Raw genomic sequence first — 14784 nt, forward strand, 5'->3', positions numbered from 1 at the left:
TTAATTGCCCTCCACGAGAGGCGTCATTCTGGCAAGGATGCCATTTACTTCTTCAAGATCCACATCGCGCTGTTCCTTGATCTGGTTCAGCTCGGCCTCAAGCGAGGCATTGATAAGGTCGGCATCGCCTACATGTTCTTCATTCTGCTTGCGCAGACCGCTGTTCAGCTTTTTGAGGTGTTTGTTGTACTGGCGCGCCTTGGCGAGGTTTTTCTCGTTGGTCTCGCGCGCTTTGTCGAGCGTATCGATCTGTTTGACCAATGACATGCGCTGGCTTTCAGCCTTCTCTTCGGCGGCCTTGCGCTCTGCTTCCACTTCGTCGATCCGCGCCTTCGCTTCGTCGAGCGCGTCTTGCGCCGTGCTCAATTCTTCTTGAAGCCGTTCGATTTTGGCAGCCTGTTCTTCAAGCTTTCCTGCATCTGCACTGTTGTCTGCGGCATCTTCGAAAACCGCCAGCGCCGCATCAAAACGCGCTTGAATCTTAGGAAATTGTGTCATCATTTCACCTACTGCTCGTGTCTGACAGCCTGTCAACTGCTCGCGAATCATTTTTATGAGGCCATTATGACCATTTTCCTAGTGGAAAAACAATTCGCTGCGAAAGAAAGCTGATGTAAACCCATTTCAATCGCTTGACCAACCTTGCTGAGTTGCTATCACAGGGCAACCATTCCCAAGCGCATCCCCCCGAAGAAAGGGCCTTTCGTGGACATTTCAGAGCTTAAGATCAACCATCCCGACCATTGGAAAAAAGCCGCAGCCTTGCGCATTCTGGCAGCAGACGCCGTCCATGCCGCAGCGTCCGGACACCAGGGCATGCCAATCGGTATGGCCGATGCAGCGACTGTGCTTTTTGAGAAACACCTGAAGTTTGATGCGGCCAATCCAGACTGGCCGGATCGGGACCGTTTTGTGCTTTCTGCCGGACACGGCTCCATGCTGCTTTACGGTCTGCTGCACCTGACGGGCTATGAAGACATGACCATGGAGGAAATTCGCAATTTCCGCCAGTGGGGCGCGAAAACTGCCGGCCATCCGGAATACGGCCACGCCAAAGGGATCGAAACGACGACCGGCCCACTCGGTCAGGGCATCGCAACAGCTGTTGGTATGGCAATGGCCGAACAGTCGATGGCCGCACGGTTCAACAAATCCGTAGTGGACCACTACACCTATGTTATCGCAGGTGACGGCTGCCTGATGGAAGGCGTCAGCCACGAAGCTATTGGCCTTGCAGGGAAACAGAAGCTGGGCAAGCTGATTGTACTGTGGGATGACAACAACATCTCTATCGACGGCAAGATCGAACTTTCCGACATCACCGACCAGAAAAAACGGTTCAAGGCAGCAGGCTGGTCCGTATTTGAATGCGACGGCCACAACCCCGATGAAATCGACGCCGCCCTGACCGCTGCGAAGAAATCCAACACGCCTTCGATGATCGCCTGCAAAACCACCATCGCTGTCGGTGTTGAAGGCGTGCAGGACACGAACAAAGGCCACGGCTACGCCATTAAGGATGCGCAACTGGAACAGATGCGCGAATTTTATGACTGGCCCTACCCCGCCTTTGAAATCCCTGCCGCCATTAAATCCGCATGGGAAGCCATCGGTTCCCGTGGGAATGAAGAATTCAACGCCTGGAACGAGCGTCTGGCACAGCTTTCAGATAACCGTCAGTCCGAATTCAACCGCGTGATCAGCGGCACACCGCACAAACGTCTGTCTGCGGTGATCAAGCAGCTCAAGCGCAAGGTTTCCGAAGAGCAGCCGAAAAAGGCGACACGGGCCTCCAGCCAGATGGCTCTGGAAGTGATCAACCCGATCATGAAAGAAACCATCGGTGGCTCTGCCGACCTGACAGGATCCAACAATACCCTGACCGACGGGCTTGGCTGGTTCGAGCCGGGCAACCGCAAGGGCCGCCACGTGGCCTACGGCATTCGCGAACACGGCATGGCCGCTGCGATGAACGGTATGGCGCTGCACGGTGGTGTCCGCCCTTACGGCGGGACATTCATGTGCTTCACCGACTATGCCCGTCCAGCCATGCGTCTGGCAGCGCTTATGGGTGTGCCTTCGGTATTTGTGATGACCCACGACAGCATCGGTCTTGGCGAAGACGGTCCGACCCACCAGCCGATCGAACATCTGGCGATTTCCCGCGCAACACCGAATACTTGGGTGTTCCGTCCGGCCGACACAGTGGAAACCGCAGAAGCCTGGGAACTGGCGATGTCTTCCAAGTCCACGCCTTCTGTCCTCTCCCTGACCCGTCAGGGTGTGCGCACGGTACGCACCAAACACACCAACAAGAACATGACCGCACAAGGCGCCTATGTTCTGGCTGAAGCCGAGGGCAAACGTCAGGCGATCCTGCTTGCCACCGGCTCCGAGGTGGAAATCGCACTGGATGCGCGCGACAAGCTGCAAGCGCTTGGGATCGGCACACGGGTTGTATCCATGCCATGCTGGGAACTGTTTGAAGCACAGGACGAAGCCTACCGCCGCAAGGTCCTGCCAGCCGGTCCGGTACGTGTCGGGATCGAGGCTGCCGCCCGCTTTGGTTGGGACAAATGGCTGACCGGTGAACGGGGCAAAGCCAATAAAGCGGACTTTGTAGGTATGGAAGGCTTTGGCGCTTCTGCACCCGCAGAAGAGCTTTACTCCAACTTCGGCATCACTGCCGATGCACTGGCCGAGAAAGTAAAGAACCTGCTTTAACGTTAACATCCGACTTTAACGTTAACATAGCCACTAAACGAGACGCCCGAAGGTTCCCTTTCGGGCGTCTTGCGTTTACGCGGTTCGTAACGAGTGGTGAGCTATCCCGCCCACCACATCTCTTTCGGACTTTAGGAGAATACCATGGCTGTCAAAGTCGCCATTAACGGATTTGGCCGGATCGGTCGCTGCACATTGGCCCACATCATTGAGAGCGGACGGGACGACATCGAAGTTGTCGCTGTTAACGCAACAGGTCCGTTGGAAACCACAGCCCATCTTCTGAAATATGACAGCATTCACGGACGCTTTCCCGGCGAGATTACAATCGGCGAAGGCACCATGAATGTGGGCCGGAACGACATGCGGATGTTCTCTACATACAACCCTGAAGAGCTCGACTGGTCCGGTGTCGATGTGGTTCTGGAGTGCACCGGAAAATTCAACGACAAAGGTGCCTCCGAAGTCCACCTGAAACAGGGTGCGAAACGTGTCCTGAACTCTGCCCCTGCAAAAATGGCCGATAAGACAATCGTTTACGGTGTGAACCACAACGATCTGACAGCCGAGGATCTGATTGTATCAAACGCATCCTGCACAACCAACTGTCTGGCTCCGATTGCGAAGGTTCTGAACGATGCAATCGGCATCGACAAAGGCTTTATGACCACAATCCACAGTTACACAGGCGACCAGCCAACTCTGGACCGTCGCCACAAGGATCTCTACCGTGCCCGCGCTGCCGCCATGTCGCTGATCCCGACCACAACAGGTGCAGCCAAAGCGGTAGGTCTGGTGCTGCCCGAACTGGAAGGCAAGCTGGACGGTTCTGCCATCCGTGTGCCTACTCCGAATGTTTCGGCGGTAGACCTGAAGTTTATCCCCGTACGCGATACGTCTGTTGAAGAAGTTAACGCAGCAATGAAGGCTGCTGCCGAAGGTCCGATGAAGGGCATTCTGGAATATGGCGACGAACCGACTGTTTCTATTGACTATAACCACAACACCCATTCCTCTAACTTTGCTTCGCTGCAAACTACGGTGATGGGCGGGAACCTTGTGCGCGTGCTCTCCTGGTACGATAACGAGTGGGGTTTCTCTTGCCGTATGGCCGACACGGCTGTAGCAATGGGCAAACTTATTTGACGGGCCGCGCTGCCCGTTTTCCCAACGGGCGGCCGCGACCATGAATAATACTGTAGCGATGATTTTGGGCCTGTGCCTTGTGGCACTGGTGGTGATAGATATCCAGTTCAACGAAGCCGAGTATCTCATCCTTTGGGGGCGGGAACTGCTGCGGCTGATCGACTGGATAGCTTTTTGGCGATAGGAAACCTGATGACCTGGAAAACGCTCGACGCATTTGACCTTGCCGGAAAACGGGTGCTGACCCGTGTAGACATCAACGTACCAATGGCAGACGGAAAAGTGACCGATGCCACGCGGATTGAACGGATCGTCCCCACGGTTAAGGAAATCGTGGATAAAGGCGGACGCGTGGTTCTGCTGGCACATTTTGGACGTCCCAAAGGAAAGACCGTGCCGGAGATGTCTCTGGTCCATCTGCTCCCTGCCCTGTCAGAGCATTTCGGCCAGCCGGTACAGTTCACCCATGACGACACTTACGAAACCGTCGTGGCCCAGACCGAAGCCCTGCAAAACGGTGAGATCCTGCTGGTGGAGAACACTCGTTTCTATCCGGGTGAAACCGCCAATGACCCCGAATTTTCGGAAAAAATGGCAGCGTTCGGAGACATCTACTGTAACGATGCCTTCTCTGCCGCCCACCGCGCGCACGCCTCTACCGCAGGCGTCGTGGCCCATCTGCCCGCTTGCGCCGGTCGCCTGATGCAGGCAGAACTGGAAGCGCTGGAAAAAGCGCTGTCCACCCCGACCCATCCGGTTGTAGCCGTGGTCGGCGGTGCCAAGGTTTCGACCAAGCTGGACCTTCTGGGCAATCTGATTCCGAAAGTAGACCAGATCATCATCGGCGGCGGCATGGCGAACACGTTTCTTGCAGCCCAAGGCGTGAACGTGGGCAAATCCCTTTGCGAGCATGATCTGCTCGACACCGCGCGCAAGATTATGGCCAAGGCCGAAGAGGGCAACTGTGAACTGGTTCTGCCCGTTGACGTTGTTACCGCTTCCGAATTCAAAGCCGGTGCCGAGGCCCACACTTGTGACGTGAATGCCTGCCCCGCGGATCAGATGATCCTTGATGCCGGTCCGAAATCCATTGCGCGGGTCAAATCCGTGCTGGACGCTGCGAAAACGCTGGTCTGGAACGGACCGCTTGGTGCCTTTGAAATCCCGCCTTTCAACACGGGAACAGACGCCGCTGCCTTGCACGCTGCAAGCCTGTCCAAAGCCGGACGCCTTGTCTCTGTTGCAGGGGGCGGCGATACGGTCGCCGCGCTGAACACCAGTGGTGCTGCGGATGATTTCAGCTATATTTCCACCGCCGGTGGCGCTTTTCTGGAGTGGCTGGAAGGTAAAACCCTGCCCGGCGTTGCCGCTCTCGAAAAAGCAAATAATTGATATAAAACAACAAAACGACCAACAGAACGGACCCAGATATGCCAAACTCTGCAATGACCGAAAAAATGCAATCCGGCGCAGGCTTTATCGCTGCCCTCGATCAAAGCGGCGGCTCCACCCCCAAGGCGCTGGGGCTTTATGGTGTGAAAGAGGATGCCTATTCCAACGACGAGGAAATGTTCGACCTGATCCATGGTATGCGCGCCCGCATCGCACAAGCCCCCGCCTTTACCGGTGACAAGGTTATCGGCGCGATCCTCTTTGAAATGACTATGGACCGTGAGATCGCAGGCAAGCCCACTGCCACTTATCTGTGGGAAGAGCGGGGCGTTGTGCCGTTCTTGAAAATCGACAAAGGTCTGGAAGACGAAGCAGACGGCGTGAAACTGATGAAACCGATTGGCGGACTGGATGCCACATTGTCCCGCGCCGCGGATGCAGGGATTTTCGGCACAAAAATGCGTTCGGTTATTGATGCAGCCTCCGATAGCGGCATTGAAGCTATCGTTGCCCAACAGTTCGAGGTTGCAGCGCAGGTCTACGGCCACGGCCTGATGCCGATCATCGAACCTGAAGTGACCATTTCCATCAACGACAAAGCCGAAGCCGAGGAACTGCTGCTGTCTTCTATTATCCGCCATCTGGAAAAACTGCCTGAAGGCCAGCAGGTTATGTTGAAACTGACGCTGCCGGAAACAGCGAACCACTATCAACCGCTGGTAGACCACCCTGCTGTCATGCGCGTTGTTGCTTTGTCGGGCGGTTATTCACGGGATGAGGCGAACGCCCGCCTGTCCAAAAACAACGGCATGATCGCCAGTTTTTCCCGTGCTTTGACCGAAGGTCTCTCTGCGGATCAATCCGACGAAGAGTTTAACAAAACCATTGCTGCTACGATCGACAGCATCTGCGAGGCTTCTAACGCCTGCTAGCCGGATTGACAGGGCTGCGACCGAAGGTCAGCAGCCCTTCCCCCCGATGATCTTAAAAAAACTTTGCCAAGTGATTCGTTTTGGGATTCACATCTCGATTCGCTTGGCCTATAGTCATCGTACAACCCGTCATAAGAACGGGTCACGAGGTGAGCCAGTTTTGATACAGCAAGGTAAAACAGGGGCGGCGATTGGCACGGTGATGCTTTTCATCACGGCATTCCTTTTGTCTGCTTATTTCGTCTTTGCTGCTGTGCAAGGTGATTACGGCCACTTCCGCCGGGTGCAGATTGAAGCGGATGAGGCCGCTTTGAAACAGCAGTTGGCACAACTCCATGCAGAACGCGAGATCCTACAGAACAAGACCCGGCGTCTTTCAGACAGTTACCTCGATTTGGATCTGTTGGACGAACGGGCCCGCAAGGTTCTCGGCATGGCAAGAGGGGATGAAATTATCATCCAGTAACACCCGACATTTCCCCAAGGTGCAAAATGAATTGACCGCTGTTCCCAAGACGGCGGTCTTTTTTTGTGCTGTAGGACAATAGCCGGAAGCATAATTCCGCACCCTGTCTGTCAGGCGAAAATAACAGGTGTAATTCCGCAGGAGTTCCATTATAATATAGTTTAATATTAAACCATCTCGGAGACACCTCATGGCCGCAGCCAAGAAATCATCCAAATCCAATGTCTCGGCAGAAGAGCTCATGAGCCACTACCGCGAAATGTTGATGATACGAAGATTTGAGGAAAAGGCAGGACAACTCTACGGCATGGGCCTTATTGGCGGGTTCTGCCACCTTTATATCGGTCAGGAAGCGGTTGTTGTCGGTCTGGAAGCTGCGGCCAAAGAAGGCGATCAGCGGGTCACATCCTACCGCGATCACGGGCACATGCTTGCCTGCGGGATGGACCCGAAAGGCGTTATGGCCGAACTTACGGGGCGCGAAGGCGGCTATTCCAAAGGTAAGGGCGGCTCCATGCATATGTTCTCGGCCGAAAAACGGTTTTATGGCGGGCATGGTATCGTTGCGGCACAGGTTCCTATCGGGGCTGGTCTGGCTTTTGCCAACAAGTACATGGGTACAGATGATGTGTCCTTTGCCTATTTCGGCGATGGCGCGGCAAACCAGGGTCAGGTTTACGAAACCTTCAACATGGCGAGCCTCTGGAAACTGCCCTGTATCTTTGTGATCGAAAACAACCAGTATGCGATGGGCACCTCCTTGCAGCGGGGTTCCTCGACACCCGAACTTTACACCCGTGGCGAAGCCTTCGGCATTCCCGGTGAAGCCGTGGACGGAATGGATGTGCTGGCCGTGAAAGAGGCAGGCGACCGCGCACTTGCGCATTGCCGCGCTGGCAACGGTCCATACATCCTTGAAATGAAAACCTATCGCTATCGCGGACACTCCATGTCCGATCCTGCGAAGTACCGCACGCGCGAGGAAGTCCAGAAGGTCAAATCGGAAAAAGACCCGATTGATCACGTACGCGACCTTCTGGTGACAGGCAAACACGCCACCGAAGACGAACTGAAGGCCATAGACAAAGAGGTCAAAAAGATCGTGTCGGAAGCCGCCGATTTCGCCACCGAGAGCCCTGAACCCGCGCTCGACGAACTCTTTACCGACATCTACGCTTAAGGAACTCAATCATGGCAACAAAAATACTCATGCCCGCCCTTTCGCCAACGATGGAAGAAGGTACTCTGGCCAAATGGCTGGTTAAGGAAGGCGATACCGTCGCCTCCGGCGATATCATGGCAGAAATCGAAACAGACAAGGCCACGATGGAATTCGAAGCTGTGGACGAAGGTGTTATCGGCAAAATCCTGATCGAAGAAGGCACTGAAGGCGTAAAGGTAAACACGCCGATTGCCGTGCTTCTGGAAGACGGTGAAGATGCTTCCGCCGCAGAGGATGCCGCGAGCGGTTCACAGGATACGCAGGCAGACGACAGCGAAAGCAGCGACGCAGAGGACGACTCCGCGGATGTCAGCACTAAACCTGCCGCACAAGCCGCAGGCGACATGCCTGAAATACCGATGGAGAACATTCCCGAAGGCACCAAGTTCAAAAAACAGACCGTACGTGAAGCCATCCGTGACGCAATGGCCGAAGAGATGCGCAGCACCGACGAAGTCTTCCTGATGGGCGAGGAAGTGGGCGAGTATCAGGGCGCTTACAAGATCAGTCAGGGCCTGCTGGAAGAATTCGGCGCGCGCCGTGTCATCGACACACCTATCACCGAACACGGGTTTGCCGGTATCGCAGTTGGCGCAGCCTTTGCCGGTCTACGCCCGATTGTAGAATTCATGACATTCAACTTTGCCATGCAGGCGATTGACCAGATCATCAACTCTGCCGCCAAAACGCTCTATATGTCCGGCGGACAGATGGGGGCACCGATGGTGTTCCGTGGCCCGAACGGCGCTGCGGCTCGTGTTGGGGCGCAGCACAGTCAGGATTACGCTGCATGGTATGCGCAAATTCCCGGTCTGAAGGTTGTGATGCCCTACACTGCTGCGGATTATAAAGGTCTGATGAAATCCGCGATCCGCGATCCCAATCCGGTGATTTTCCTTGAGAATGAAATCCTCTATGGTCAGTCCTTCGACGTACCGGAACTGGATGACTTCACCGTCCCCATCGGCAAGGCGAAAATTGCCCGTGAAGGGGATGACGTAACCATAGTGTCCTTTGGCATCGGCATGAAATACGCGTTGGAAGCAGCCGATGCACTGGCCGAGGAAGGCATCAATGCCGAAGTGCTCGACCTGCGATCCCTGCGGCCGATGGATACCGACGCAATTGTCAAATCCGTTAAGAAAACCAACCGCTGCGTTACAGTAGAAGAAGGTTTTCCTGTAGCCTCTATCGGCAACTACATCAGCTCGGTTCTGATGCAGCAGGCCTTTGACTATCTTGATGCGCCTGTCATTAACTGTACCGGTAAAGATGTACCCATGCCCTACGCCGCCAATCTGGAAAAACACGCGCTGATCACCACACCCGAGGTGATCGAGGCTGTCAAATCCGTAACCTACCGCTAAGGAGACAAACACATGGCTATAGAAATCCTCATGCCCGCTTTGTCCCCCACGATGGAGGAAGGCACACTGGCCAAATGGCTGGTTAAAGAAGGTGACACCGTTAAAAGCGGTGATCTGCTGGCGGAGATCGAAACCGATAAGGCCACCATGGAATTTGAAGCGGTGGACGAAGGTGTCATCGGCAAAATCCTGATCGAGGAAGGCACAGAGGGTGTGAAAGTAAACACCCCCATCGCAACCCTGCTTGAAGACGGAGAGGACGCAGATGCAGCCCCTGCCCCGAAAGCAGAGGCAAAACCTGACGCGGCGGACAAAACCGAAAAGGCGGAAGCAGCAAAGCCTGACGACGCGCCGAAGGAAACAACGGCCACCGCTTCGGCCCCACCCGCTCCGAAGAAAGACGGAGAACGCATCTTTGCCTCGCCTCTGGCGCGGCGCATTGCGGAAAGCAAGGGGCTCGACCTGACGACGATCAAAGGGTCCGGCCCGCGCGGGCGTATTGTGAAGGCAGATGTAGAAACCGCCAAAGCCTCGGATGCGCCCGCCGCATCTAAAGCCGCAGAAAAGGCAGCGCCTGCCCCTGCGCCAGCCTCTTCGGTGGACAGCGAAACCGTCAAAAAGATGTATTCGGAGCGGGAGTATGAGGAAGTCACCCTCAACGGGATGCGGAAAACAATTGCTGCGCGTCTGACTGAAGCCAAGCAGACCATTCCCCACTTCTACCTGCGCCGGTCCATTAATCTGGACGCGCTGCTGAAAACCCGCAGCGAGATCAACGCAGGGCTGGCCGACAGCGGTGTGAAACTGTCGGTTAATGACTTCATCATCAAGGCCAGTGCCAAGGCATTGCAAGACGTACCGGACTGTAACGCAGTCTGGGCCGGTGATCGCATCCTCAAGATGAAAGCCAGCGACGTTGCCGTGGCGGTGGCAATTGAAGGCGGTCTCTTTACCCCTGTCATTCAGGATGCAGAGGCAAAGGCGCTCGGCGTGATTTCAGAGCAAATGAAAGACCTTGCGACCCGTGCCAAGGACCGCAAACTCGCTCCCCATGAATATCAGGGCGGCAGCTTTGCTATTTCCAATCTGGGCATGTTCGGGATCGAAAACTTCGATGCGGTGATCAACCCGCCACACGGCTCGATTCTTGCGGTTGGCGCGGGCCAGAAAATGCCGATCGTAGGTGCGGACGGCGAACTGACTGCGGCGACAATGATGTCGGTGACATTGTCTGTGGATCACCGGGTCATCGACGGAGCCCTTGGCGCGCAGTTCCTTGCAGCCTTTGCCGGATATATCGAAAAGCCGATGTCGATGCTGGTCTGACGGCAACGCGGCACAAAAAGTCACACAAAAAAGGGCGCCGGTGTTTCCGGCGCCCTTTTTCTTTAACTGCGGGAACCAGCCTATGGCTGGCCCTGCCCGTCACATCAATCGTCCAGTGACAGCGCCACAAAGCGGGGTTCGCCTTCGCGGTGCACCAGAAGCAGGATGGACTTGCGCCCGGCGTCATTGGCTGCTTTCAGCGCGTCTGTCACATCCTTGGGGGTGGTTACAGGCTTCTGGCCCACCTCAGAGATCAGATCCCCTGCCCGCAGGCCCTTGGTGAAGGCGTCCGACGATTCATCTACCGAAAGGACTGCAACGCCTTTGGCAGAGTCATCCAGACCCAACTGGCTCCGCAGTTCGCCTGTAAGTGCGGTAAAGCGCATTCCCATGGCTTCCCGCTCGGTCGGCCCTGCGTCCCCTTCGTCAACCACTGGAACAACCGGATCGCGCTCTGCGTCCTCACGGCGGCCAAGGGTCACTTTCAGGGTCATGGTCTTTCCTTCACGGAAAACCACAACGCGTACGGCCTTGCCCACTTCGGCATTGCCAACAGCGCGTACCAGCCCACGGGTGTCAGAAACGTCCTTCCCGTCAAAGTTCAGGATGATGTCGCCGGCCAGAATACCGGCTTCCTTGGCTGGTCCTTCGGGCACGTTGCTAACCAATGCGCCTTTGACAGAATCCAGACCGACCGCTTCGGCAATATCTTCATCAACGTCCTGAATCTGGACGCCGAGCCAGCCGCGACGGGTTTCGCCGTATTCCTTCAACTGCGCCACGACCTTTGTCACGACATTGGATGACATGGCAAAGCCCAAGCCGATGGAACCGCCCGTAGGCGAGATAATGGCTGTGTTTACCCCGATCACATTCCCGTCCATATCAAACAGCGGACCACCGGAGTTACCCTTGTTAATTGCCGCATCTGTCTGGATGTAATCGTCATAGGTGCCCCGCAGTGAACGGTTGCGCGCCGAAATAATACCGGCAGAGACAGAAAACCCCTGCCCCAGCGGGTTGCCGATGGCCAGCACCCAGTCGCCCACGCGGGACACGTTGCTGTCCCCGAAAGCTACAAATGGCAGCGGTGCTTCTGCTTCGACTTTCAACAGCGCGATGTCTGTTTTCTCGTCGGTGCCGATCAGTTTGGCGTCAAGCAAAGGGCCGCCGTCAAACAATTCGATCTGGATTTCATCCGCACCGTCAATCACATGATTGTTGGTCACAATATAACCGTCAGCGGAAATGATAAAACCCGACCCAAGGGCAGAGGCGCGGCGCTGGCGTTCTTCGCCATTTCCTTGCGGACCGAACAGATCCGGAAAGAGTTCTTCAAGGGGCGAGCCACGGGGCGCGCGCGGCATTGCGGGCAGATTGCGCCCTGCAACCATAGTACTGGTGGTAATATTCACGACAGCAGGGCTGAGACGTTCGGCCAGATCAGCAAAGCTGTCCGGCGCGCCACGGGCTGCAGCGCCAAGTGTCTGGACGATCAGGAAGGCCAGCGTCACCAAGGCTCCGGCGGCGTAAGCCATTATGGAGTTTCGGGTCCGCGCAGGCTGTGCTGCAATTGCTTTCATTGTGTTCTCCTCAATTCACGAAGCGCTCGGAACGACTGCTCGAAGACCGGCGTTATCTGTTCCAGTGTCCCCGCGTTGGCGCAACAATGCAACGGATGGAACTGCAACAAAAGGTGAAACTTCCGTGAGCCGTTTCTGCTCCATTTAGTGCCGATCGGGCAAATTTCATCCTGTCGGCGGGCATTAAAATCAGTTTTGTTTATTATTCGCGGCAACCATATCGCCTTAGCATCAGGCGGGTCAAACCTCCTGCCATGTACCGCGCTGACAAGCTAAAGCGCAGCCCTAGAAGTGGCGGGCAAGCCAGACCAGTGCGACCCCGAAGGCGAGAACAAACAGACCGATCCCACGCTTCTGGTTCCGAGACATGGAAGCCAGCATCTTCACCAGTTCTTCCAAACGCAAAGGGGCCAGTGCAAGCACCAGCCCCTCGATTGCGGCCATAAGGCCAAGCGCCATAAGCAGATCGCGCATTATTGCCCGATTGCCGGTGTCTGTGCCGCAGGCGATTGGCTCTCTGTCCCTGCGTCGTTTTTCAGATAGTTGAAAAACTCGCTGTTGGGCGACATCACCATAGAGGTGTTGTTGCCGCCAAGGGATTTCTCGTATGCCGACAGCGACCGGTAGAAGGCGAAGAATTCTTCGTCGCGCCCGAAAGCTTCGGCAAAGATCGCGTTACGCGCTGCGTCAGCTTCACCACGGATGATGTCCGAGTTCTTCTGCGCTTCGGAAACGGTTTCAACAACTGTACGGTCAGCCTGAGCACGAACCCGTTGTGCGGCTTCGTTACCGCGGGCGATTTCATCCGCAGCTTCCCGTTCCCGTTCTGCACGCATCCGTTCGAATGTGGCTTCAAGGTTTTGCGTCGGCAGGTCGGCCCGTTTGATCCGAACGTCAACAATCTCAACACCCAGAGAGGAAGCTTCACTGCGGGACTGGTCCCGAATCCGGTTCATCAAGGAGACACGATCCGCAGAAAGAACTGCACCGGATGTTACACTCCCCAGCACTTCACGCAGTTCTGCGTTCAGGATGCGTTCCAGCCGTGGACGTGCGCCATCGACACCACCAACACCCACCGCACGGCGGAAGGTTTTGGCATCGCTGATCCGCCAGCGTGCGAAAGCATCGACAACCAGACGGCGGTCATCCAGTGGCGTAACCTCCAGAGGTTGCGTGTCCATTGCAAGGATACGGTCATCATATTTGATGATCTCATGGAACATCGGAATCTTGAAATAGAGACCGGGATCAGTGATCTCGGCTGTAACTTCACCGAACCACAGGCGCAGGGCCTTTTCCCGTTCGTCCACGATATAAACCGCGCTCGACAGAATGATCAGGATAACCGCAAGGACCGGTGCAAGAAATTGCAAACGCTTCATTGATCTGCTCCCCCGCGTGTTTTGTTAAGTTCATTGAGCGGCAGGTAAGGCACAACGCCCTGACCACCAGCGGCATTGTCATCAAGGATGACTTTGTCCACATCGCCTAAGACCCTTTCCATAGTCTCAAGATAGAGACGCTTGCGGGTAACTTCGGGGGCTTTGGCGTATTCGTCGTATACCGCTACGAAACGTGCAGCCTCACCTTCGGCCTGGTTTACCTGCTGCGCGCGGTAGCCTTCAGCTTGTTCCAGCAACTGCGCCGCTTTACCACGAGCCTCGGCCACAACGCGGTTTGCGTAGGCATCAGCTTGTTTTTCCAGCGTATCGCGGGTTTGTTCGGCTGCCTGTACTTCGCGGAATGCATCGATTACTTCTTGCGGAGGGTCGGCTTTATCGAAGTTGATCCGCACGATGTTCATACCACTTTCATAGCTGTCCAACGTCGCCTGAATCAGCTCCTGCAATTCCTGCGCAATCGCACCACGGTCGCGGTTCAGGATCGGTGCAAGGTTCGAACGGGCGATAATCTCGCGCATGGCGGATTCGGATACAGCACGGATGGTGTTTTCCGGATCGCCGAGGTTGAACAGGTATTTGCGCAGATCGCTGATGTTCCAGACCACCTGAAAATCAATATCAACGATGTTTTCGTCGCCGGTCAGCATCAGACCGCTGTCACCACGGGTGCCCCGCCCAACGCCGATGTCTTCGGTGTTTTCACGGGTAACGGCGCGAATTTCCTTGGTCACGAACGGCCAAGGGGCAAAGTTCAGACCCTCTTCGCCGGTCTCGACATATTTGCCAAACAGCAGCTCAACAGATTGTTCCGAAGTGTCCACGCGGTAAAAACTGGCAAAAGTCCACAGCGCCAGTGCCACCAGCAAAGCGATCCCGATCGTTCCGCGGCCGATACCGCCGCCGGGAAAACCGCCGCCACCGGAGCTGCGGCCAGTGCCGCCACCATTGCCGGATTTCCCCCCCATCAATACGCGAAGTTGTTCCTGCCCCTTGCGCACGATCTCGTCAATTTCGGGCATTTGCGGCTGGTTGCCGCCGGTGGGTCTGCGACCTTTGTCGCCACCGCGATCCGGCCCCTTGTTGTCATCTCCGCCGCCGCGATTTCCGCCGCTGCCCCAGGGACCCCCTGAATTGTTTCCTGCCATGTTACCTAGCGTCCTTTCGTCAGGTGTTCAGCTACCAGCCCTCTAAGTGGCTATTATTCTCGAAATATCAACCGT

Annotated in this window: 14 protein-coding genes; 9 read left to right on the forward strand and 5 right to left on the reverse strand. The window is 55.8% G+C overall.

Annotated elements, in window-relative coordinates:
• A complete protein-coding gene (locus C0U40_RS14185; RefSeq protein ID WP_145991942.1) occupies positions 1-498 on the reverse strand; it encodes a hypothetical protein in 498 nt (165 codons plus the stop codon).
• A gap of 207 nt (positions 499-705) precedes the next feature.
• Between C0U40_RS14185 and tkt the strand changes: the two genes are divergently transcribed.
• From tkt to C0U40_RS14225, 9 genes are all read left to right on the forward strand, one after another.
• Complete coding sequence (gene tkt / locus C0U40_RS14190) at positions 706-2724, forward strand: transketolase (RefSeq protein ID WP_101656473.1); 2019 nt, start codon at positions 706-708, stop codon at positions 2722-2724.
• 144 nt (positions 2725-2868) lie between these two features.
• The gene (gap, locus tag C0U40_RS14195) at positions 2869-3870 is read left to right on the forward strand and encodes a type I glyceraldehyde-3-phosphate dehydrogenase (protein ID WP_101656474.1); all 1002 of its coding nucleotides are present in this window, start codon (positions 2869-2871) and stop codon (positions 3868-3870) included.
• A 40-nt stretch (positions 3871-3910) separates the two neighbouring features.
• Positions 3911-4054 (forward strand): hypothetical protein, encoded by a 144-nt coding sequence (locus tag C0U40_RS20215; protein ID WP_180957712.1) that lies wholly within the window; start codon positions 3911-3913, stop codon positions 4052-4054.
• 8 nt (positions 4055-4062) lie between these two features.
• A complete protein-coding gene (locus tag C0U40_RS14200) occupies positions 4063-5262 on the forward strand; it encodes a phosphoglycerate kinase (protein WP_101656475.1) in 1200 nt (399 codons plus the stop codon).
• A gap of 38 nt (positions 5263-5300) precedes the next feature.
• Positions 5301-6194, forward strand: a complete 894-nt coding sequence (locus C0U40_RS14205) for a fructose bisphosphate aldolase (RefSeq protein WP_101656476.1) — start codon at positions 5301-5303, stop codon at positions 6192-6194.
• A 202-nt stretch (positions 6195-6396) separates the two neighbouring features.
• Positions 6397-6660, forward strand: a complete 264-nt coding sequence (locus C0U40_RS14210; protein WP_069299238.1) for an FtsB family cell division protein — start codon at positions 6397-6399, stop codon at positions 6658-6660.
• A 190-nt stretch (positions 6661-6850) separates the two neighbouring features.
• Positions 6851-7840: a pyruvate dehydrogenase (acetyl-transferring) E1 component subunit alpha gene (gene pdhA / locus C0U40_RS14215; RefSeq protein ID WP_101656477.1), complete on the forward strand. Its 990-nt coding sequence runs from the start codon at positions 6851-6853 to the stop codon at positions 7838-7840.
• Between the two features lie 11 nt (positions 7841-7851).
• On the forward strand, positions 7852-9249 hold the full coding sequence (locus C0U40_RS14220) for a pyruvate dehydrogenase complex E1 component subunit beta (protein WP_101656478.1): 1398 nt from the start codon (positions 7852-7854) through the stop codon (positions 9247-9249).
• Between the two features lie 12 nt (positions 9250-9261).
• Positions 9262-10575 (forward strand): pyruvate dehydrogenase complex dihydrolipoamide acetyltransferase, encoded by a 1314-nt coding sequence (locus C0U40_RS14225; RefSeq protein ID WP_101656479.1) that lies wholly within the window; start codon positions 9262-9264, stop codon positions 10573-10575.
• A gap of 104 nt (positions 10576-10679) precedes the next feature.
• Here the strand turns inward: C0U40_RS14225 and C0U40_RS14230 are convergent, their stop codons facing one another.
• From C0U40_RS14230 to hflK, 4 genes are all read right to left on the reverse strand, one after another.
• The gene (locus C0U40_RS14230; RefSeq protein ID WP_101656480.1) at positions 10680-12158 is read right to left on the reverse strand and encodes a Do family serine endopeptidase; all 1479 of its coding nucleotides are present in this window, start codon (positions 12156-12158) and stop codon (positions 10680-10682) included.
• A 285-nt stretch (positions 12159-12443) separates the two neighbouring features.
• Positions 12444-12632: a DUF2065 domain-containing protein gene (locus tag C0U40_RS14235; protein WP_101656481.1), complete on the reverse strand. Its 189-nt coding sequence runs from the start codon at positions 12630-12632 to the stop codon at positions 12444-12446.
• On the reverse strand, positions 12632-13543 hold the full coding sequence (gene hflC, locus C0U40_RS14240) for a protease modulator HflC (protein WP_101656482.1): 912 nt from the start codon (positions 13541-13543) through the stop codon (positions 12632-12634). Before hflC ends, C0U40_RS14235 begins: the two co-directional genes overlap by 1 nt.
• Positions 13540-14709, reverse strand: a complete 1170-nt coding sequence (hflK, locus tag C0U40_RS14245; RefSeq protein ID WP_101656483.1) for an FtsH protease activity modulator HflK — start codon at positions 14707-14709, stop codon at positions 13540-13542. The genes hflC and hflK overlap by 4 nt, the downstream gene beginning before the upstream one ends.
• Positions 14710-14784 lie beyond the last annotated feature (75 nt).

This window comes from Neptunicoccus cionae, assembly GCF_002860325.1.
GTDB classification, from domain to species: domain Bacteria; phylum Pseudomonadota; class Alphaproteobacteria; order Rhodobacterales; family Rhodobacteraceae; genus Amylibacter; species Amylibacter lutimaris.